Origin of the sequence: Stenotrophomonas sp. HITSZ_GD (assembly GCF_029543105.1) — a bacterium.
Classification (GTDB): domain Bacteria; phylum Pseudomonadota; class Gammaproteobacteria; order Xanthomonadales; family Xanthomonadaceae; genus Stenotrophomonas_A.
In genome coordinates, this window is sequence record NZ_JARQXB010000002.1 from 59,535 (window position 1) to 80,094 (window position 20,560).

General features: G+C 70.5%; 15 protein-coding genes. 3 read left to right on the plus strand and 12 right to left on the minus strand.

What is annotated here, in order from left to right:
• Positions 1–5: 5 nt before the first annotated feature.
• The 12 genes from P6166_RS02125 to P6166_RS02180 form a co-directional block, all read right to left on the minus strand.
• Complete coding sequence (locus P6166_RS02125) at positions 6–434, minus strand: hypothetical protein (RefSeq protein ID WP_277762885.1); 429 nt, start codon at positions 432–434, stop codon at positions 6–8.
• Positions 435–460: 26 nt separating this feature from the next.
• The gene (locus P6166_RS02130; RefSeq protein WP_277762886.1) at positions 461–4,831 is read right to left on the minus strand and encodes a DUF4157 domain-containing protein; all 4,371 of its coding nucleotides are present in this window, start codon (positions 4,829–4,831) and stop codon (positions 461–463) included.
• A complete protein-coding gene (locus P6166_RS02135) occupies positions 4,828–5,076 on the minus strand; it encodes a hypothetical protein (protein WP_277762887.1) in 249 nt (82 codons plus the stop codon). The genes P6166_RS02130 and P6166_RS02135 overlap by 4 nt, the downstream gene beginning before the upstream one ends.
• The gene (locus P6166_RS02140) at positions 5,073–7,109 is read right to left on the minus strand and encodes an ATP-binding protein (RefSeq protein ID WP_277762888.1); all 2,037 of its coding nucleotides are present in this window, start codon (positions 7,107–7,109) and stop codon (positions 5,073–5,075) included. The genes P6166_RS02135 and P6166_RS02140 overlap by 4 nt, the downstream gene beginning before the upstream one ends.
• Before the next feature lie 7 nt (positions 7,110–7,116).
• Positions 7,117–8,400: a DUF4255 domain-containing protein gene (locus tag P6166_RS02145; protein ID WP_277762889.1), complete on the minus strand. Its 1,284-nt coding sequence runs from the start codon at positions 8,398–8,400 to the stop codon at positions 7,117–7,119.
• Positions 8,397–9,173, minus strand: coding sequence for a hypothetical protein (locus P6166_RS02150; protein WP_277762890.1), 777 nt, complete (start codon positions 9,171–9,173; stop codon positions 8,397–8,399). The genes P6166_RS02145 and P6166_RS02150 overlap by 4 nt, the downstream gene beginning before the upstream one ends.
• Positions 9,170–9,934 (minus strand): hypothetical protein, encoded by a 765-nt coding sequence (locus tag P6166_RS02155; protein WP_277762891.1) that lies wholly within the window; start codon positions 9,932–9,934, stop codon positions 9,170–9,172. Before P6166_RS02155 ends, P6166_RS02150 begins: the two co-directional genes overlap by 4 nt.
• Positions 9,935–9,940: 6 nt before the next feature.
• Positions 9,941–10,465, minus strand: a complete 525-nt coding sequence (locus tag P6166_RS02160; protein WP_130318538.1) for a phage tail protein — start codon at positions 10,463–10,465, stop codon at positions 9,941–9,943.
• Positions 10,466–10,490: 25 nt separating this feature from the next.
• The gene (locus tag P6166_RS02165; RefSeq protein WP_277762892.1) at positions 10,491–12,395 is read right to left on the minus strand and encodes a phage tail sheath C-terminal domain-containing protein; all 1,905 of its coding nucleotides are present in this window, start codon (positions 12,393–12,395) and stop codon (positions 10,491–10,493) included.
• Between the two features lie 18 nt (positions 12,396–12,413).
• Positions 12,414–12,695, minus strand: coding sequence for a hypothetical protein (locus P6166_RS02170; RefSeq protein WP_277762893.1), 282 nt, complete (start codon positions 12,693–12,695; stop codon positions 12,414–12,416).
• A gap of 198 nt (positions 12,696–12,893) precedes the next feature.
• Positions 12,894–13,910, minus strand: coding sequence for a sigma-54 dependent transcriptional regulator (locus P6166_RS02175; protein WP_277762894.1), 1,017 nt, complete (start codon positions 13,908–13,910; stop codon positions 12,894–12,896).
• A 192-nt stretch (positions 13,911–14,102) separates the two neighbouring features.
• The gene (locus P6166_RS02180; protein WP_277762895.1) at positions 14,103–14,375 is read right to left on the minus strand and encodes a metal/formaldehyde-sensitive transcriptional repressor; all 273 of its coding nucleotides are present in this window, start codon (positions 14,373–14,375) and stop codon (positions 14,103–14,105) included.
• A gap of 53 nt (positions 14,376–14,428) precedes the next feature.
• Here P6166_RS02180 and P6166_RS02185 point away from each other — a divergent pair, with 53 nt between their 5' ends.
• The 3 genes from P6166_RS02185 (at position 14,429) to P6166_RS02195 (ending at position 20,547) form a co-directional block, all read left to right on the plus strand.
• The gene (locus P6166_RS02185; RefSeq protein ID WP_277762896.1) at positions 14,429–15,508 is read left to right on the plus strand and encodes a cation diffusion facilitator family transporter; all 1,080 of its coding nucleotides are present in this window, start codon (positions 14,429–14,431) and stop codon (positions 15,506–15,508) included.
• A 310-nt stretch (positions 15,509–15,818) separates the two neighbouring features.
• The gene (locus P6166_RS02190) at positions 15,819–18,866 is read left to right on the plus strand and encodes a TonB-dependent receptor (RefSeq protein WP_277762897.1); all 3,048 of its coding nucleotides are present in this window, start codon (positions 15,819–15,821) and stop codon (positions 18,864–18,866) included.
• 124 nt (positions 18,867–18,990) lie between these two features.
• On the plus strand, positions 18,991–20,547 hold the full coding sequence (locus tag P6166_RS02195; RefSeq protein ID WP_277762898.1) for a tryptophan halogenase family protein: 1,557 nt from the start codon (positions 18,991–18,993) through the stop codon (positions 20,545–20,547).
• Positions 20,548–20,560: the final 13 nt, after the last annotated feature.

Consider the following 20,560-nt stretch of genomic DNA (forward strand, 5'->3'; position numbering starts at 1 on the left):
CACGCTCACGCGTAGCTCTGCACGACGCCGCGCAGCCAACCGGGCTGGCGGCGGTCGAGGGCGGCGGTGGCCAGGCTGAGCGGGCATTCCTCGGCGCCGTCCTCCATGCGTACCAGCGGCAGCCGGTAATAGGCGTTGTCCGGGTCGTCCAGGTCGATGGCCCACGAGGCCTCGCCCAAGGCCAGCACCATCACCAGGCCGATGTGCCGGGCGACGCCGTCGAGCACCGCGTGCTCGGAAGGCTTCAGCGCCTCGTCCGGACCGCGGTAGCGCGCGAGCAGGAACGCCTCGACCGCATCGAGCGAATCGATGTCGCGGCCGGGGTCGCCCGGCATCAGCGCATAGAGTTCATCGCGCGCTTCCACATCGCTGGCGAGCCAGACCTGGAAGTCCTCGCGGGTGGCGAACTCGAAGGCATGGAAGGGATCGGACATGACAGGTCTCCGTGAGGGGTTCGGGTTCAACGCCGGGGCAGGTTGCGGCTGACGAAGGTGGTGCCTCCGCTGCCGTCCTTGCTGCGTCTTTCAACGAGAATGCCATTGTCCAGAAGCAGCTTGAGCAGGGGCCCGCTGGGCTCGGTGTCGATGAGCACCCATTTGATCTTCCAGCCGCGCTTGACCAGTTTGGCGTCGCGCTCCACTTCCGAGACCATGTCGCGGCTGGCATATATTTCTTCGGTCTCGTAGGCCTTGATCTCGATGCCGACCTTCTTCTTGACGTCGGCGATGTCGAGCCGGCGCACTTCGGTGTCGCTGATGCGCACGGTCTGCTCGGTCTTGCCCCAGCCCAGCCGCTCGTGTTCGGCCGCGACGATCGCATTGGCCTTGCGCGCGCGCATGACGTTGGATTGGTAGACGCGCTCCCAGCTCTCATAAGGCAGGTCGCCGCCAATGAGTTCGTACATCTCGCGGCGGATCGCCTTGTGCCGGTCGGTGCCGGGATCGTTCTGCCGCAGCTTGGTTTCCAGCTCCGCGTACTGGCGCTGCTTGGCCTTGGACAGGCCCTTGGCGGCGACGAAGCCTTCGCCTTCGCCGGCGAAGGCGGTGCCCAGGTCCAGCGTGCGCAGGTGCTGGTCCAGCTGCGTCTGCAGTTTCGCCAGCTCGGCATTGGCTTCGCCCGCCGCCTTGGGGTCGAGCGTGGCGATGCGGTCCAGCTGCGCCTTGATGACCTTGGGCAGCTTCTGGACTTCGAGCATCGCCTGGTACGAGGCGGCATGCTCGGGCTTGATCGTGTCGAAGCCGATCAGCCGCCCGATGTCGGCGATCGCCAGGCGCACGCGGCCGGAGAAGCCCTGGTACTTGCGCATCGCCGCGACGGTGTCGGCGTGCTGGCCCACCGTTTCCGGGCGCGCCTCGGCGCTGCAGCGGATCTGGATGTCCTTGATCAGCCCCTGCTCGTCGAGCGTGTAATCCACGCGCACGTCGTCGCCTTCCAGCGCTGGATCGATCTTCAGCAGCTTCTGCATCTCCGGCGGCAGTTCGCGCGCCAGTTCCTCGACCGTGGCGGTGCGCTCCGCGGCCGGCTTGGTGCCGGGTCCGGCGGTATCGGCCTGCGGCGCGGCTTTCTCTTCGGCGTCCGTGCGCTTGGCCTGTTCGCGCTCGGCGAGTGGTCGCTCGGGCGTGGCCAGCGGATCGCCGCCGACGACCTCACCCGGATGCGCGGTGCCGTCGGCTTTGGGCAGCGGCTCGGTGGCCGCCGGTGGCTTGGCCGCGGCAGCCTTCTCCTGGGCAGCGCTTTCCTTCTGCGCCTGCTTGGCCTTCATCACGTTGCCGGCGATGAACATGCCGTTGTTCTGCACCGCCGAGCTGATCGCCTGCGCGCGGGCGCGGCGTGCGGCGGCATGGGTCATCGCGCCGCTGCGTTCCTGGGCGGCGATATCGACCATCTGGTCGATGAAGGTGATGTTGCCCCAGATCAGCCCGCCGTAGTTCAACACCTCGTTGGCCAGTTCCACGCCGCGCGCCAGTTTCTGCGCGCCGTTGATCGCCTTGGTCACGGCATCGAACTGCGCCTGGGTGAACTTGCCGTCCTGCAGGATGGCGAAGATCTTCTCGAACTTCTGCACGCGCAGGCCGGCGGCCAGTTGGCCGGCCATGCCGACGCCGCCGAGCACGCCGAGCACGTCGCCCACCGTCTGCGCATCGAGGTACAGCCGCCCGGCGCGCCAGCGCTCGATCAGGCGCGCGCCAGCCACCGCCGCGCCGATCGCCGCGCTCGCGGTGCCGGCGCTGGCCACGAACAGGCCGACCGCGGCCAGCGTCATCACCAGGTCGTCCAGCCGCTTCTCGGCCAGCGCCCAATTGGCCGGCGCGCTTTCGACCAGGATGGTCTTGTCGGCGTTGGCCTCCAGCGCGAGGTTGCCGGTGCGCACGCCGATGCGGCCGCGCCCGTAGGCCGCGCGCCCGCCGAACTTGGTCAGCGCCGAGCGCAGCGCCGCGCTGGGCGTGCCGCCCATGCCGATGTAGCTGTCCCCATCGCGGTTGGTGACATCGCTGACCAGCCAGCGGTACTGGTCGCCCGACATCGCCATGGGCCCGGCCGAGAGCAGCAGCGGGTATTGCTCGCCGGTCACCTCGGAGATCAGCGTGGCGTTGAGCCGCTGCATCGGCGCCAGCCCGGCCGCGCCTTCGGTGCGGTCCGCCTCGTGGCGGTTGTAGCGTGCGATCTGGTCGTCGATCAGGCCGATGTCGCGGGTGAGGTCGTAATCAGGCAACTGCGGCGCCTTGGCGTGCAGCTCGTCCAGTTCCTTCTGCTTGTCGGCGCGGCTGGCCTTCAACACGTCCAGCGCAGAGCCTTCGAAGCGCAGCTTCGCCTGCCTGAGCAGTTCGCGCAGGTAGGCCGCCTTGCCGGGCGCGCCTTCCTTGTCGGCCAGGTCGATCTGCGCCTGGAGTTCGGCCAGCTGCGCGCCGGGCTCGTCGAGCGCCTCGTCCACCGCGGTTTCCATCGGCGCCACTTCGGTGATGCGCGAGGCCACCGAGGGCGGGCGGATGATCGGCTGGCCGTGGGTGTCCTCGTGGACCGCCGGGGTGGTGATGGCGCGGACCAGGTAGATGCCTTTCTTCTTCAGCGGTACTTCCTGCTGCTGGCGCGGGCCGGCGAACAGGTCGGCGACCCAGCCGGCGATCGCGCCGAGCGTGGTGATCAGCAACGACGCGGGCGTCATCTCCAGCGCCAGGCGGTTGGCGGCCAGGTTGGAGAAGCGCTCGCCGGTGGTGTCGCCCTGCGGGTTGCGGGTGCCACGCGCGGCGCGGCGCGTGTCGTCGAGCCAGTCGCCGAAGGCGCGCTTGAACTCGTGGTTGGCGCCGCCCATGCCGGTGACGTCCTTGCCGCTGCCCACCGCGGAGGACTTCAGGCGCTCCAGCCGCGCCTCGTAGCTCATGCCGCTTTCGTCCACCTTCTCGCCGCGCGCCTCGGCCGTCTCCTTGGCCGCCTGTTCCTCGGCGTAGCGGGTGATGTCGAACGATTCCCAGCGGTAGTGGATGGTTTCGCCGACCTGGGAAATGGCCTGCGACATCACGCTGTAGTTGCCGTTGGCGCCCCAGTCGATGGTGGCCGAGTAGGTCGGATTGGCATTGACGGGGACCAGCTTCGGCCCGGTGACGCTCACCGGCCACGGCGGCGCGTTCGGCGGCTGGCCATCCGGCCGGCCTTCGACCGGGCTGGCGTACATGCCCTTGCCGCCGGCCCCGTTGGCGCTGCCGCCACTGCTGGGATAGGTGGGCACGAAGTAGATCACCAGCGGGTTCATCACGCTGGTGGCGCGCTGGCGGAACGCACCGGGGTCCTCGAGGATCGAGGTGAGGTCCATGATCGGCAGCGCCTTGGGCGCGGCGGCGGCGCCTTCCTTCTTGGCGTCCTCGTTGGCCTGCTTGCGCTCCTCGGCGGTGAGGTCGCGCGAGACGACGGCGCTGTTGGTCGGCTCGACGTCGATGTGCTCTTCGGCGCGGTCGATGGTGATCGCGCGCATCGCCGCGCCGACGTGGACGTAGATGCCCGGGGTGAACTTCAGCCCCGGCACCTTCTTGAAGTTGAGCTTGCCGCCGATCGCCTTGCCGGTGCCGTCGTAGACCTTGAGGAACTTCGGATGCAGGCCGACGTAGATGCGCTGACGCAGTTCCTGGTGGCGGAAGTTCAGTTGATGGGTGGCCATGAAGGCCGCCGCATCGTCCATGCCGGCGGCGTGGATCTGCAGGCGTGTCCAGTCCGGGCCGTTGTCGTCCTGCTTGTCGCCTTCCTTCTTCGGCGCGGCGGCGGCGCCGGCCTTGGGCTTGCGCCGAAGCACCGGCGCACTGCCGCGGTCCTGCGCGACATGAGCCAGCTCGTGGGCGATCAGCTGGCGGCCTTCGTCGCGGTGCGGCGCGTAGCGGCCTTCGCCGAAGGCCACGTGCGCGCCCAGGGTGTAGGCCTGCGCGTCGAGGTCGCGCGTGGCCTGCGCGGCCAGGCTGTCGTGGTGCACGCGCACGTGGCCGAGCGGGGTGCCCAGGCGCGCTTCCATGTCCTGGCGCAGTTCGGCATCGAGCGGATGGCCCGGCGTGTCCAGCGAGCGCGCCAGCGAAGGGGGCGGCGCGATGCGCAGCGGCGCACTCGCCGAGGGGCCGGCCGGCGGCAGGGCGGCGCCGTGGCCGCCGCCGGCAGCGTAGGCGTCGGCGAAGCGATCCGCTTCGTGTTCGCGGGGGTCGTCCATCGCGCCGAGCGCCAGCGTGTTCTGCGCCGCGCACGCCGCGCAGCGGCTTTCGCCCAGCGTGTGGTTGCCACAGGCGCAGCGCGAGGCGGCGGCAGCCTCCGGCGGGCGCACGAGCGTGCTGTCGAGCTGGCGTGCCGGCTCGCTCATGGCCGCAGGCACCCGTGCAGCGAAGTGGCCACGGCCTGCGCGCCGTCCTCGGCGCGGGTCTGGCGGGTCAAGGTGACGGGCGCCGCGCTGCGTGCTTCCTGCGCGAAGGCTTGCGGCGCCAGGGGGCGGCGCGCGAGCAGGTCGCCGAGCTGCCGCTCCAGTTCGGCATGGAAGCGCTGGCGCTGGCCGGCGCCGAGATCGACGCCATGCAGCACCACGCGTTCGATGCGCAGGCGCGTACTCATGGCGTCACCGGCCGGGCGGCATCGCGGAATTCGGCCTCGTTGACCGGCCGCCCGAGCTTGCGCAGTTCCGCGCGCACGGCGGCCAGCAGGCGCGGCATGTCCACCGCGTCGTCGTCCGCCGCCGCGGCGAAGGCCGCGTTCAGCGCGATGGAATGGATGTTGCCGCCACTGAGGTTGAAGCGCGCCAGCCGCTCGCTGTCCAGTGCGCGCTGCGGCACGCCCGCCGGCAGCGCGTGCTGCCAGATGCGCCGGCGCTCGGCCGGGCCGGGGAACGGGAAGTTGACCACGAAGCGCAGGCGGCGCATGAAGGCGTTGTCCAGCGCGGCCTTCATGTTGGTGGACAGGATCGCCAGGCCGGAGAATGCCTCCATGCGTTGCAGCAGGTAGTTCACCTCGATGTTGGCGTAGCGGTCGTGGCTGTCGCGCACTTCGCTGCGCTTGCCGAACAGCGCGTCGGCCTCGTCGAAGAACAGCAGCGCGCCGCCCTGTTCGGCTGCGTCGAACAGCCGGCGCAGGTTCTTCTCGGTCTCGCCGATGTACTTGCTCACCACCGAGGAGAGGTCGATGCGGTACAGGTGCAGGCCCAGCGCGTTGGCGATGACCTCGGCGGCCATGGTCTTGCCGGTGCCGCTCTCCCCGGCGAACAGCGCGCTGATGCCCATGCCGCGGTTCATGCGCTCGCCATAGCCCCATTCGCGATAGACGCGATGGCGGCCTTGCGCCTGCGCGGCGATCTGGCGCAGCAGCCCATGTGCTTCCTCGCCGACCACCAGGTCGTCCCAGGTGGCTTTGGCATCCAGCCGCTGGGCGAGCAGGTCCAGCCGCGCGGCCGACAGATCGCGGCATACCGACCATGCCGGCACGCCGCGCGCACGCGCCTGCGCGGCGGCCGATTCGATGCGGCCCAGGTCCAGCTGGTAATGGCTGGACAGGCGCGCGGCGTCGCGCGCGGCCTCCGCTTCCGGCAGCGCCTGCTGCCAGGCAATGAACTGTTCGGCGGGCGCGGGCAGAGACGCGTCGAGATGGCAGGTGGGCACGTCCAGGGCCAGCGGCGTATCGCGCACGCCGACGAACACCGGGCCCAGCGGCTGCGCCAGCCACGCGGCGAGTTGGGTGGCGCGCTCGCCCTCGGCGTCGTCGGCGTCGATGTACAGCGCCAGCGGCAGCAGCAGGCTTTCGCGGCGCCACAGCCGCGCCAGCGTGTCGCTTTCGCCGCGTGCGCTGGGCAAGGCGTCGGCGGCGATGCGGTGCAGCCGGCGGCCCAGCCGCGCGCATGCTTGGCTGGCGATGGCCCAGCGGCTGTACGGATCGGGGCCGACGAGCTGCACCACCGGTGGCGTGTCCGGCGGCGCCTCGTCCAGCGTGGCCAGCAAGTGTTCGACCTGCGCCTGCTGCGAGGCCGAGACCGGGCGCGGTTCGAGCGCACCGCCGAGCCAGGCCGCCACGCGCACGTCCGGCACGTTGAGCCCCTTCACCACGTTGACGATGCGCTCGTCGGCACGCAGCAAGGCGGCGGTAAGCGCGGTGGCGCCGGGTTGGTTGATTTCCAGCAGGCGCAAATGGCGCAGCGGCCGGTGCGGCGACAGCGCCTCCCAGGCGGGCTGTTCGAACAGGCGCAGCGCCAGGGCGAAGGTCGGGACCGGCGGGCCGGGCTGCGCGGCGGCGATCAACGCGGGCAGGCCCGGGTCCAGCTCCAGCGCGACGCACAGCCACAGGACGTCGGCCTCGAAGGTGTCCAGGCCCAGGCGGCGCGCCAGGGCCACCAGGGCAGGGGCGGGCTCGCCGTGCGCGGCGGCGTCGCGCGCGGCGCTGGCCTCGGCCAGGCGGGCGGCCGCGTCCGGTGCGGGCAGCGCGGGCAAGCCGGCGGCGCGGCCCGGCCAACGCAGGCCGCGCTTGTTCGGCGCGGATTCGGCTGGCGCGGGCGCGGGGGCGAGCGCCTGCAGGCGCAGCCGCAGCCATTCCAGCGACGCCGCCAGGTAGCGCTCGTTGGCGGCGATCCAGCCGGGGTGGTCGAGGGGGGCGAGCGCTCGCATGGTCGCCTCAGTCCAGCTGCACGGTCTGTTGCGGATCGAACTGCGGCACGCCATCCACCAGGCGCACCGGCAGGCTGTCCACGCCCTCCACGCGCAACGCGAGCGGATGCGTGCCGGCCACGGCCAGCGCGGCCGGCACCACCACGGTGACCGCGCTGGGCTGCGTGTCGTCGGCGGGGGTATCCACGTGGCCTGGCGCGATGTCCTGCGTGCCGAACAGCACGCGCACGCCGGCATGCTGCGAAGGCAGCAGGCGCGGGCGGCATTCGAAGCTCAGCGCGAGGTCGCTGCCGGCGGTGCCGGTGAGCGGCGCGACGCTGATGCGCGGCGCCAGCATCCAGGGCAGCGGCGCACTGAGCAGGTCCGGTCCCTCCGCGCGGGGCGTGCGCAGGCGCAGCGTGTACAGGCCCGGCGCCCACGCGGCGATCGCGCCGGCATCGGTGTCGGCCGGCAACTGCACGCGCCAGCGGCGCGGGCCATCGGCGAGCAGCGGCAGCGACTGCCGCGTGCCCGCCTGCGCCGGTTCGAACCACAGCTCGGTGCCTTCGCCGACGCCCTCGGCGTCCACCTGCAGCACGTCGCCCAGGCGGCCGCCACGCAGCGCGGGCAGGGTGAGGTTGGAAAGCGCGCGTAACAGGGGCGGCACCGCGGCCACCGCACGCGGGCCGCGGTCGTCCGGGCCACGCCGCAGCACCGGCAGCGCGGCCCGCACGGCGGCATCGGACTGGATCAGCACGACCGACACCTGGTAGGCCATCGAGGGCCGCAGGTGCGCCTGCGCGGCGGTCCACAGCTTGGAGAGTTCCTCCACGCCGAGGTATTGCGGGGTGATCTTCAGCCACTCGACCTGGTCGGCAAGGCTCTCGGCCGGGAACGCCCCGAACGGCGAGGCCGGCGGGCCGAGCACCTCGCGCAGCCGCGCGCGGTCGAGCATCGGAGTTTCGTGCAGCGCCTGCATGCCCAGGCCGAGCAGCGCGTCGCCATTCAATTCCTGGTTGGCGAACGCGCACAGCAGGTAGTGCAGGTCCAGCGCCAGCGGCGAGTTGGCGGTGCGCTGGCCGCTGCCATCGCGCGTGGGCAGGCCGCTGTTGCGCCAGCCGCCGTTGGCACTGACCTGGTACAGGAACAGGTTGATCTGGTTGGGCTCGTTGTCGCCGGTGGCGATGCGGTCCAGCGGCAGCGCGGTCACGCCGACGCTGCCGATGGCCGACAGGTCCAGGCCGTCGAGGTGGCGGTCGACCACATCCTTCAGCGCGGCGGTGACACCGGCGATGGCCAGCGCGTTGCTCATCGCGGCCCTCCGTGGCGTTCTCGCAGGTAGGCGTCGAGGCTGGGGAGCGGCGCGGCGGTGGTGCGCGTGCGCGGCGCGGGCGTGGGGCTGGCCGGCGCATGGGCGCGGATCTCCACGCTGCCGATGCTCACCTGGACGGGCGTTTCCGCCGGTGCGGGCAGCGCGGCGCGGCGTGCAGGGTGGGCGACCGGGGCGGTGGCGCGCTGCGCCTGCGGCAGGCGGGGCGGCAGCGGCAGGGCGGCGGCCGGCAGCGACGGGGCGAGAGGTGCCGGCGAGGGACGCGACGCGGGCGGTGCCATCGCGGCGGCCTCCCTGCGCGGCGCCTCGCGCCGGGCCGGCCCGATCGCCTCCGGCGATGCATCGTGCTGGCGACGCGGCGCGTCGGTAGCCGGCGAAGACGCGGGCGCGGTATCGCGTGCGATGACGCGCGCGACGGACGCGAGCGGCTCGCGCACCGGGGCGCGCAGCGTGGGGGGCGTGGGCAGCGGCGCGGCGGACGAGGCCACCGGCGGTTCCGCCGGGCCGCGCTCAGCGTCACCGTGCGAGCGCACCGTGGGCGCGGGCGCGGGCGATGGCGGCGCCGCGTGGTGGTGAATCTCGCGCGTATGCACCACCTGGGCCGGGCCCAATGGCGAGGCCACCGCGAGCGGCAACGCCTCGGGCATCGGCGCGGGCGCCGGCTCGCGCGCTTCGAACAGGCTGGGCCGGAGCCGGCGCAGCGGCGCGAGCGTGGCGTCGTGGCGGGTCAGCACGCGATGCAGGAAGCCGCTCATGGCGTCACCAGGTCGAGGTAGAAGCGCCGCCGCACGGGGCTCAGCGCGAGGATGTCGCGCTCGCGCCAGCCGTAGCCGCGCGCGAGCTGGTGCACTTCGGCCAGCAGGTCCTGCGCCCAGTCGTCGAACGCCTCCCACAGGTAGGCCCCGATGTCGAAAACCGCCGACCACTGCGTGGCACAGGCGGGGCAGCACACGTCCAGCCGCAGGTCGGCGAGGGGATCGTGCGCGGCCATGCGTTCTTCCAACCGCGCGACCAGCGCCGGCGGCAGCTCGGCCACGTCGGCGGGGCGGCCCGCGCGGCGCGCGTCGAGCACGCAGCGGTGCAACAGGGCAGCGACCAGCACGGCCGGGTCGGCGTCGTGTTCGTCCAGCGCCATCACGTCGGCGCTGCTGGGCAGCCGGAACGCGATGTCCCATTCCTGCTCCCGCCATTGCAGCGCTTCGCCGCGCGCCGGGGGCGTGGCGTCGCCGGAGAAGAACTGCGTGCAGTCGAACTGCGATTCGAGCGCCTCGCCGCAAGCCGGGCAGTGCGTGAGCGTCTGCAGGCGCGGGCCGAACAGCGCGGCGTGCAGGCGGAACAGCGCCGCATCGCGCTCGCCGATCGGCGCGGCCGGCCACGCCTGCGGCTCGGGCTGCGGCCACACCGCCTGCAGCAGGCCGACGGCACGGGCATCGGCGCCGGCGCCATGCAACTGCTCCCACGCACGCAGCAGCGTGCGTTGGAAGCGGGCATCGGTGGGGGCGGCGGGCGCGCTCATGCGGGCTTACGCCGGCTCGGTGAAGCTGGGTTCGGCCGGCTCCACGACATCCACGTCGCGCTCCCAGCCTTCGTTTTCCAGCTTGATGTGCTGGATCGCCACCGCGTTCGCGTTGGCGTCCAGGTCCGGCAGCGCCTGGTACTCGGACACCCAGCAGCGGAACACGCGGTAGGCGATGGCCAGCTGGCCGGCCTCGTTGTAGACCTCGATGATGAGGTCCTTGCGGAAGTCCTTCAGCGAGGTCTCCGAACCCAGCCCGGCGCCGAAGTTCCAGACCTTGTTCGCCCACTGCTCGAACTCCTTGTCGTGGGTGACGCCGCGCTCCAGGGTGATCGGTTCGCACTTGGTGCGGCCGGGCGACTTGCGCGCGATGCTCGGGTCGCCGCCTTCGCGGTGTTCGACCACTTCGGTGCTGCGCTTGAGCGCGCCGACCTTGCTGATGCCGGCGACGTACTTGTTGTCCCATTTGACGCGGAACTTGAAGTTCTTGTACGGATCGAAACGCTGCGCGTTGACGGTGAACTGGGCCATGGAAGTGCTCCGGTGGTGAGGGGGATCAGGTTTCGATCGCGCCGGCGATCTGCTGCAGCTTCAGCACCACGAACTCGGCCGGCTTGAGCGGGGCGAAACCGACCACGACGTTCACCACGCCCAGGTTGATGTCGTTCTGCGCGGTGGTGTCCTTGTCGCAACGCACGAAGTAGGCATCGCGCGGCGAACTGCCCTGGAAAGCGCCCTGGCGGAACAGGTTGTGCATGAAGGCGCCGACGTTGAGGCGGATCTGCGCCCACAGCGGTTCGTCGTTGGGCTCGAACACCACCCACTTCAGGCCGCGGAACAGGCTTTCCTCGATGAACAGCGCCGTGCGCCGCACCGGCACGTACTTGTATTCGTCGGCGAGCTGGTCGGCGCCGCGCAGCGTGCGCGCGCCCCACACCACGCGGCCGCTGGCCGGCATCGCGCGCAGGCAGTTGATGCCCAGTGGGTTGAGTTCGCCGTTCTCGGCATCGGTAAGCGGCACGGAGAGCTGCGGCACGCCGACCAGGCCGGCATCCAGGCCGGCGGGCGCCTTCCACACGCCGCGCTGGGTGTCGGTGCGCGCGAACACGCCGGCCACCGCGCCGCAGGCGGCGAAGGTTTCCAGCGCGTTGTTGCGCAGCAGGTTGGGCTGGCGCAGGCGCGGGAAGAACAGCGCGGCGTTGCGGCTGCGCGGGTCGGCGAATTCGTCCAGGCCGTCGATGGCCTCGACCTTGCTGTCCCAGCTGCTGGGCGCGTCGATGATGTGGAACGCGCGGCGCTGTTCGCAGTACACGGTGGCGGCGGAGAGCACCACCGGCTCGGCGTCGAAGGCCACGCCGTCGTCGCTGCGGTAGGGCGGGATGCACAGCAGGTTGAACAGGTCGGCCTGCTCCAGCGCATAGAGGCCGCGCTTCTGTGCCAGGCCCAGTTCGGGCAGGAAATCCGTGGCGGCCAGCGCGCCGCCATCGCTGGCGCTGCTGTCGGCGGCGGCGTAGGCGGCCTGCAGGGCGGTGCGTTTCTCGTCCAGCGCCTGTTTGCTGGCGGCGGTGTCGCCGCCGTCGCGCACGGTCTTGTCATGGGTGCGCTTGGCCTCGGCCACGTCTTCCTCGGCCTGGCTCACCGCGTCGACACCGTCGCTGACCGTGGCCGGCAACGGCGCCACCGCGCGCGCCAGCCGCGATTCGGCCGCCAGCACGCGGTCCACGCGGCGCGGGCTTTCCACCACGGTGACGTTGAGCCAGGTTTCGCTGGCCCCGCCGGGGCTGGCGTCGCGCACGGTGAGGTTGAACAGGTCGCCCACCGCCACGCCCAGCGCGGTGGCGACATCGGCATTGCCCGAGCGGGTCACCGCCGCGCGCAGCTTGCCGCCCCAGCGGCCCTCGCTGGCCGCCTGCAGCGTGAGGCCGCCGGCTTCCAGCGGCGCGCGCGAGGGTGCCGCCGCGCGGCGTGCCGCGGCCAGTGCGCTGTCCTTGCTGGCGCCGTCGAGCTGCGAGGCCGCGGTGATCGCGTCGGCCACCGCCTTGGCGGCGGATTGCTCCGGTTCCTCGGTATAGGTGGCCGCCTTCGCGCTGGCGTTGGCGACGACGGTGGCGAGGTCCGCACCGGTGCCGGCGGCGTCGGCCACCGCGCGGGCGGCGGCTTCGGCGTCGGCACGCGCGCCGTCGTCGCTGTAGCTCGGGTGGAACAGACGCACGACCACCGCCTGGCCGCCGCCGTTGAGGAAGAAGTCGCGCACCGCGTAGCCGAGCTGGCTGTCCAGCCACAGGCCACCGAAGGTGCGTTCGAAGTCGCCGAAGCTGTTGAGCGTCACCGCCTCGTTGACCGGACCGCGCAGGGCGCGCCCGACGAAGGCGGTGATCGAGGTGGCGACACCGGTGATGGTGCGCACGCCGCTGGAGACTTCTTCGACGTAGACACCGGGGTAGGTGAGGGCAGCGGGCATTTCGGTTCTCCTTGCGGGTCAGCGCGGGTCTGGGGAGGCGTCGCCGGGACGGGCAGTCCCCAGCGCGTAGAGGGCGGTGCCATCGGGAAGCGCGCGTACCTGCAGCTCACCGCGCGCGGCGAGGACTTCCAGCACCCCTTCGATGCGTTCGAGCGCGCGTTCGTAGCGCTGCTGCGGCAACCACCAACGGGTGATGCCCTGCAGCGTGTCGGCCGCCTGCGGATGCGTGCGCAGGTACGCCAGCACCGCCTCGACGACTTCGGGGTCCGGGGATTCCTCGTGTGCGGGATGGGGCGTCATGCAGGCGCTTCCGGTAGGTTCACGGAAGCAGATCGCAACAAGCGTGCCAGCCTGGCCGCCGCACGGCGCGCAGCGGCAAAAGCCCTGAAAACAAGCACTCCCGCGCGAAGGCGGGAGTGCGAGGGCAAGGCGGCTGCGAGTGGAGGTGGGTGCGGGCGCGCCCGCTTTTCGCCGGCGGCGGGTGCGGGCGGACCCGGCTCAGTCCGGGCGGCCGATGCCGTGGCGCTTGAGCATGCGGCCGAGGTGGCGGCGTTCGGTATCGGCCAGCGTGGCGGCCCGGCTGACGTTGTAGTTGGAGCGCGCCATCAGCTGGGTGAGGTAGCCCTGCTCGAAGCGATCGATGGCGCGTTGCTTGGCGTCCGCGAAGGACAGCACCCCTTCTTCGTGCGGCACGCTCGCCGGCGCGGGCGGGGCCAGCGCGCCGGCGGCAAACACGCTGCCGGCCGCGGCAACCAGGTCGTCCACGCCGATCATCCCGCCGCCCACGCGCACGCAGGCGCGCAGGATCACGTTCTCCAGTTCGCGCACGTTGCCCGGCCAGTCGTGGCGTGCGAGCGCCTGCAGCGCGGCGGGGGTCCATTCGCAGGCGGGCAGGGCGAAGCGTTCGCGCAGGTCCGCGAGCAGGTGCAGCGCGAGCAGTGGCAGGTCGTGCCCGCGCTCGCGCAGCGGCGGCAGCGTGAGCTGCAGCGCGCCGAGCCGGTAGTAGAGGTCGCTGCGGAAACGGCCCTGCTCGATGGCCCGCGGCAGCGACGCGTTGGTCGCGGCCAGCACGCGCACGTCGGCGGTGCGTACCGGGCGTTCGCCAACCACGCGGAACTCGCCGCTCTGCAGGAAGCGCAGCAGCGTGGTCTGCGCGTGCGCGGACAGCGAGTCCACTTCGTCGAGGAACAGCGTGCCGCCGCGCGCGAACTCCACCAGCCCCTGCTCGCTGCTGCGCGCATCGGTGAAGGCGCCGCGGCGGTGGCCGAACAGTTCGGCTTCCAGCAGGGTATCGGGCAGGGCGCCGCAATTGACCGGTACGAAAGGCTGGTCGCGCCGGGCGCTGGCGTAGTGCAGTTCGCGGGCGACCAGCTCCTTGCCGGTGCCCGTCTCGCCTTCGATCAGCACCGAGGCGTTGCAGCGCGCATAGCACTGCAACAACCCCTTGAGGTGACGCATGGGGGCCGAGTCGCCAACCATCGACGACATCGCCGGGTGTTCGCACTGGGGGGACATCGCTAGCTCCGTCTGTGGGTTGCTCCATGGGCGCCGCCCCGGGCACGGCATGGACCGGGCACGGGGGACGGCTCTTGGGGGAACGCACGAACGGCGAAAAATCCGGACAGGCTTTGGATGAACGGGAACAGGCACGGCCGGCGGGCTTGCCAAACTACCTGCGAAAAATGCTCCAATCCATTGATATTGAAGCTACTTTCCGAAACCCTTGAGAAGCGACACCAGCACTTCGGCTTCGCGCTGCCGCTGCGCTTCGTCTGGCTCGGCGACCACGTGTTCGCCCAGGTGGCCCACCAGCACCTCCATCATCAGCGCATGCATGGCGCCCTTGGCGGCGGCGATCTGCACGAGCACGTCGCTGCAATCGGCGTCCTCCTGCAGGGCTTTCTCCAGGCCGGCGACCTGGCCGGCGATGCGGCGCAGGCGGGCGAGCAGGGCCTTCTTGTTGTGGGAAACGTGCGACATGGGGTCGGACCCTATACCCTAGGGGGGTATCCATGCAATCGGACCCCGCCGTCATGTCGCTCGACGCCGCCGCCGCGCAACGCCGCCACTCCCACGCCTTCGACGCCGGCAACGCCGGTGCCGAACGCGCCGCCCGCCGCGCCATGTGGCTGACCCTGGCCATGATGGTGGTGGAGATCGCCGGCGGCTGGTGGTTCAACTCCATGGCGGTGCTCGCCGACGGCTGGCACATGAGCTCGCACGCGCTGGCGCTGGGTCTTTCGGCGTTCGCCTACGCATGCGCGCGGCGCTACGCGGGCGATGGGCGGTTTGCCTTCGGCACCTGGAAGATCGAGATCCTGGGCGGCTATACCAGCGCCATCCTGCTGCTGGGCGTGGCGGGGTTGATGGCGTTCCAGTCGATGGAACGGTTGCTGCGGCCGAGCGAGATTCATTACCGCGAGGCCATCGCCATCGCGGTGGTCGGGCTGGGGGTGAACCTGCTGTGCGCCTGGTGGCTGCGTGACCACGACCACGGGCACGACCACGGGCACGCTCATGGGCATTCCCACGGTCATGACCACCCACCTGCTGGCTTGGGCCATGACCATGGCCACCACCGCCACCACGACCATGCCCACGACCACGACCACGACCACGACCACGACCACGGCCATGTCCACGCTCACGCCCATCCCGGCGCGCACGCCCACGGCCACCACGCGCACGACCTCAACCAGCGCTCCGCCTACCTGCACGTGATCGCCGACGCCGCCACCTCGGTGCTGGCCATCGTCGCGCTGCTCGGCGGCATGTACCTGGGCGCGAACTGGCTGGACCCGGTGATGGGCCTGGCCGGCGCGGTGCTGGTCACGGTGTGGGCCTGGGGCCTGCTGCGCAGCAGCGGCCGGGTGCTGCTCGATGCCGAGATGGACGCGCCGGTGGTGGAGGAGGTGCGCGAGGTCATCGAGCAGGGCGACGTGCGGGCGCGCATCAGCGACCTGCACGTGTGGCGGGTCGGCAGGGGCAAGTTCGCCTGCGTGGTCTCGCTGGTGACCGACAGCGCCCTGGACGCGGACGACTTCCGCGCGATGCTGGCCGTCCATGAGGAGCTGGTCCACGTGACCGTCGAGGTCCACCGGCTGCCGGCCTAGCCCGCCGCCAGGCGGGCCTCGGACAATTTGGCCGAGCCGGGACATCGCCCCCGTAAGATTCCGTTACCGCTAACAGAATCAGGCACTTCCCGCGCGCCGCGCGTTGCGGCGCAACATCGTTTTCAGGGGAAAACGGCGATTCATGGCGAATTCATTGCAGATTTTTCGCAAAGTTTGACAACGCTGTCAGATTGCGATTCCAATCCGCCCCGAACTTATGAGTTCCAGCTATAGCCGCCCGTCGCGGCTATGGCGCGCACACCGACGCAGCACCACAGCACGTCATCGCGACTCCGGGGAGGGAAGTTCCATGAAGCAAGTGCAGTTCGTACCCAAGAAGCGTGTCCTGGCATCGGCATTGATGGTGGCCCTGGCGGGCCCGGCCTTTGCCCAGGACGCCAATCCGCAGACCACCGCCAACCAGGCCAGCACCGGCGCCACCGCCGCCTCGCAGGACCCGGCCACAACGCTGGATACGGTGCAGGTCACCGGTATCCGCGGCAGCCTCACCTCGTCGATGAACCTCAAGCGCGACGCGCAGGGTGTGGTCGACGGCATCGTCGCCGAGGACATCGGCAAGTTCCCTGATTCCAACCTGGCCGAGTCGCTGCAGCGCATCTCCGGCGTGTCCATCGACCGCAGCAACGGCGAAGGCTCGCGCGTGACCGTGCGCGGCATGGGCCCGGACTTCAACCTGGTGCTGCTCAACGGCCGGCAGATGCCGACCTCGACCGGCAGCCGCGCGTTCGAGTTCAGCGACCTGGCCTCCGAGTCGATCTCCGAGGTGGACGTCTACAAGACCAGCCGCGCGGACATCCCGACCGGCGGCATCGGCGCGACCATCAACATCCGCACCGCGCGGCCGCTCGACAACCCGGGCACGCACGCCAGCGCCGCCGCCAAGGGCGTGTGGGACACCTCCGACGACGACCTGCCGAGCCGCCTGAAGGGCAGCTCGGTGACGCCGGAGCTGTCGGGCATCTTCAGCACCACCTCGGCCGACGGCCAGTTCGGCCTGGGCATCAGCGGCAGCTACCAGGAGCGTGATTCCGGCTCGGCTTCGGCGTTCGTCGCCCCGGGCAACGGCTGGCGTCCGTTCATCGATACCCCGCGCGCCGACGGCCTCGGCGGCGGTTCGGCGCTGCCGCTGCCGGGCCAGCCGGGTTCGGAGAACATCACCAACCGTCCGGGCCCCAACGACGTGTATTCCATGCCGCAGAGCCTGGGCTACAGCGTCAACTCGGTCGAGCGCAAGCGCACCAACGGCCAGGCCGTGCTGCAGTGGCGCCCGATCGACGAGCTGACCGCGACGCTGGACTACACCTATTCGGAGAACAAGATCCACACCCGTCGCAACGACATGTCGGTGTGGTTCAACATGACCCCGAACCAGAGTTCGTGGACCTCCGGCTCGGGTTCCTCGCCGCTGTACTACGAAGAGCTGTACAACGGCAATTCGGACTTCGCCAACGGCGCGGGCGACTCGGCGGTCAAGCACGAGAACAAGTCGCTGGGCTTCAACGTCGAGTGGAAGGTCAGCGACCAGCTGACCCTGACCATGGACTACCACGACTCCTCGGCGACCTCCACGCCGGACAGTCCGTATGGTTCGAGCAACACGCTCAGCGCCGCCGGCTTCTTCCGCGCCGGCAACATCGCCGACTTCAGCGGCGAGTTCCCGATCCTGACGCTGATCCTGCCCAACGGCATGACCGCGATCGACCCGGCGCAGATGCTGGTGACCGGCTCGGTGTTCAGCAACAACTACAACCGTGCCGAGATCCAGCAGTGGCAGGGCAGCGGTGAATTCGTGTTCGAGAACTACTCGAAGTTGAACTTCGGCGTGGCCTCGACCAACTACCACAACCGCTCGGCCTTCACCAACGTGCAGCTGGACACCTGGGGCGGCGCCACCAGCGCGGCCGACTACCCGGACCAGGTGTGGCAGCTGGAGCACATGGGCGATTACTTCGACCAGTTCGGCGGCGCGAGCAGCCCGAACTTCACCGACGACTTCTTCGGCTTCGACTTCGCCACCGTCCGCCAGCTGGCGGCCGATGCGTGGGTGCGCGCGGGCAAGGGCAGCGCCGAGGACTACCTGGCCTCCTACGACTACACCGGCCAGCCGGTGCCGGGCAGCACGGCCAACCGCACCGTCGGCGACAGCCGCGTGCAGGAGAAGTCGCGCAGCGCGTACATCAGCTGGAGCAACACCTTCGACTGGGGCCTGCCGGTGAGCGTGGCGGCGGGCGTGCGCTACGAGGAAACCAAGGTGCAGTCGCAGTCGCTGCAGCCGGCGCCGGTGGGCATCAACTGGGCCGGTGCCAACGAGTTCAACATCATCTACAACGGCTCGGAATTCCGCCGCGATGATGGCGAATACAAGTACTGGCTGCCGAACCTGGACATCGGCGTGGACCTCACCGACTCGGTGAAGCTGCGCGCCAGCTACAGCGAGACGCTGGGCCGCCCGAACTGGGGCGACCTGAACGCGGCGACCTCGCTGGGCGGCGTGGCCCGCTTCGACGGTGGCAGCGGTTCGTCCGGCAACCCGGGCCTGAAGCCGCTGGAGTCCTCGAACATCGACCTGTCGGTGGAGTGGTACTACGCCGACGCCAGCTACATGTCGCTGGGCTACTTCCACAAGAAGATCGACAACTTCATCGCTGCCCAGACCAGCGTGCAGACCCCGTATGACAACGTGCATACGCCGGCCGGCGGCGCCTACTGGAACGCGGCGGTGGCCGCGGGTTGCGCCAGCACGGACCGTCCGTGCATCCGCGACTACATCTTCGACAACTTCGACGGCCAGCCAGGCGTCAACGCGGCCGCCGGCACCATCGTGGGCCAGCCGGGCGACCCGGTCATCCCGTTCAACCTGTCCCAGCCGGTCAACAACCGCTCCGACAAGCTGGACGGCTGGGAGTTCAACATCCAGCACATGTTCGGCGAATCGGGCTTCGGCCTGGCGGCGAACTACACCTGGGTGGATTCGGGCCTGACCTACAACAACGGTGCGCTGGGCACGCAGTTCGCCCTCACCGGCCTGAGCGACTCGGCCAACTTCGTGGCGTTCTACGAGAAGTACGGCTGGTCGATCCGCGCGGCGTACAACTGGCGTGACGAGTTCCTCAACGCGCTCGGCGACGGCAAGGGTTCCAACCCGCTGTACACCGAGGCCTACGGCCAGCTCGACATGAACATCAGCTACGACGTGACCGATTACCTGACGCTCTCGCTGGAAGGCATCAACATCACCAACGAGACCACCCGGGTGCACGGCCGCAATTCGAAGCAGCTGTATTCGGTGGATCAGCTGGGGCCGCGCTACATGTTCGGCCTGCGCTACAAGTTCTGATCCCGCCCGGCCTGTCGCGGCGGGCCCGCCCCTCCAGACCGCCGCTGCCAGGGCGCGGGCCGGAGGTCCGAAAGGACCTCCGGCCTTCGCTTGTCCGGCCTGACGAAGTTGCAAGAGGTCCGTCTTGACCCATTCCATCCGACACGTGGTCATCCTCGGCGGCGGTTCGGCCGGCTGGCTGACCGCCGGCGTGCTGGCCGCCGAGCATGGCGGCCCCGGCGCCGACGACCTGCGCATCACCGTGATCGAATCGCCCGACGTGCCGATCATCGGCGTGGGCGAGGGCACCTGGCCCACGATGCGCGACACCCTGCGCCGCATCGGCGTGAGCGAGGCCGATTTCATCCGCGAATGCGAAGGCGCCTTCAAGCAAGGCTCGCAGTTCGTGGACTGGACCGATGCCGGCCCGAACGACACCTACTACCACCCGTTCCACCTGCCCGGCGGCTACGACCAGGCCGACCTGATCGGCGGTTGGCGCCAGCATCATCCCAACGCCCAGTTCGACCACCTGGTCTGCGCGCAGCCGCACCTGTGCGATGCGAACAAGGGGCCCAAGCAGTTCGCCACGCCCGAGTACGCGGCGGTGGCCAACTACGCCTATCACCTGGATGCCGCCAAGCTCGGCGGCTTCCTGCGCAAGCACTGCGTCTCGCGGCTGAACGTGCGCCACGTGCCCGACCTGGTCACCGAGGTGCGCTCGCACGAGAACGGCGACATCGCCGCGCTGCGCACGCGCGAGCACGGCGACATCGCCGGCGACCTGTTCATCGACTGCACCGGCCTGCGCGCACTGCTCATCGGCCAGCACCTGGGCGAGCCGCTGCTGCCGCAGCAGCACCTGCTGTTCAACGACCGCGCCATTCCCACCCAGGTTCCTTACACCGAACCGCGCGCGCCGATCGCCTGCCAGACGATCTCCACCGCGCAGAAGTTCGGCTGGATCTGGGACATCGGCCTGCAGGGCCGGCGCGGCATCGGCCATGTCTACTCCAGCGCCTACGGCAGCGAGCAGGATGCGCACGACGCGCTGGTGCGCTACATCGTGCGTACCGGCGGGCGCGAGCAGGACATCACCTGGGTGCCGCGCGTGCGCATCGAGCCGGGCTACCGCCTGCGCCCGTGGCGCAACAACTGCGTGGCGGTGGGGCTGTCCAGCGGCTTCCTCGAACCGCTGGAAGCCAGCTCGCTGGTGCTGGTTGAGCTGGCCGCGGCGATGATCGCCGATCAGTTCCCGGCCACCCGCGACACCATGGACATCCTCGCCGGTCGCTTCAACGACACCTTCCGCTACCGTTGGGAGCGGGTGGTGGACTTCCTCAAGCTGCACTACGTGCTCAGCCGGCGCGAGGATTCGGATTACTGGCGCGACCACCGCCGCGAGGACACCTGGCCCGAGCGCCTGCGCGAACTGCTGTCGCTGTGGCGCTACCAGCCGCCCTCGCGCTACGACCTGTACCGTATCGAGGAGGTCTTCCCCTGGGCGAGCTACCAGTACATCCTCTACGGCATGGGCTTCGTGCCGCAGCGCACGGCGGGCACGGTGCAGGCGGCGGCGATCCAGCGTGCCGAGCGCTGTTTCCGCCAGACCGCCGAACAGACCGCGCGCATGCTCTCCGCGTTGCCCGGCCACCGCGAATTGATCGACCACATCCGCGCGCGCGGCCTGCCGCGCGTGTGATCAGCCAAGAAGA

Coding starts and splice junctions, on each gene's coding strand:
- P6166_RS02125 (WP_277762885.1), bottom strand. CDS start 434: ATGTCCGATCCCTTCCATGCCTTCGAGTTCGCCACCCGCGAGGACTTC.
- P6166_RS02130 (WP_277762886.1), bottom strand. CDS start 4,831: ATGAGCGAGCCGGCACGCCAGCTCGACAGCACGCTCGTGCGCCCGCCG.
- P6166_RS02135 (WP_277762887.1), bottom strand. CDS start 5,076: ATGAGTACGCGCCTGCGCATCGAACGCGTGGTGCTGCATGGCGTCGAT.
- P6166_RS02140 (WP_277762888.1), bottom strand. CDS start 7,109: ATGCGAGCGCTCGCCCCCCTCGACCACCCCGGCTGGATCGCCGCCAAC.
- P6166_RS02145 (WP_277762889.1), bottom strand. CDS start 8,400: ATGAGCAACGCGCTGGCCATCGCCGGTGTCACCGCCGCGCTGAAGGAT.
- P6166_RS02150 (WP_277762890.1), bottom strand. CDS start 9,173: ATGAGCGGCTTCCTGCATCGCGTGCTGACCCGCCACGACGCCACGCTC.
- P6166_RS02155 (WP_277762891.1), bottom strand. CDS start 9,934: ATGAGCGCGCCCGCCGCCCCCACCGATGCCCGCTTCCAACGCACGCTG.
- P6166_RS02160 (WP_130318538.1), bottom strand. CDS start 10,465: ATGGCCCAGTTCACCGTCAACGCGCAGCGTTTCGATCCGTACAAGAAC.
- P6166_RS02165 (WP_277762892.1), bottom strand. CDS start 12,395: ATGCCCGCTGCCCTCACCTACCCCGGTGTCTACGTCGAAGAAGTCTCC.
- P6166_RS02170 (WP_277762893.1), bottom strand. CDS start 12,695: ATGACGCCCCATCCCGCACACGAGGAATCCCCGGACCCCGAAGTCGTC.
- P6166_RS02175 (WP_277762894.1), bottom strand. CDS start 13,910: ATGTCCCCCCAGTGCGAACACCCGGCGATGTCGTCGATGGTTGGCGAC.
- P6166_RS02180 (WP_277762895.1), bottom strand. CDS start 14,375: ATGTCGCACGTTTCCCACAACAAGAAGGCCCTGCTCGCCCGCCTGCGC.
- P6166_RS02185 (WP_277762896.1), top strand. CDS start 14,429: ATGTCGCTCGACGCCGCCGCCGCGCAACGCCGCCACTCCCACGCCTTC.
- P6166_RS02190 (WP_277762897.1), top strand. CDS start 15,819: ATGAAGCAAGTGCAGTTCGTACCCAAGAAGCGTGTCCTGGCATCGGCA.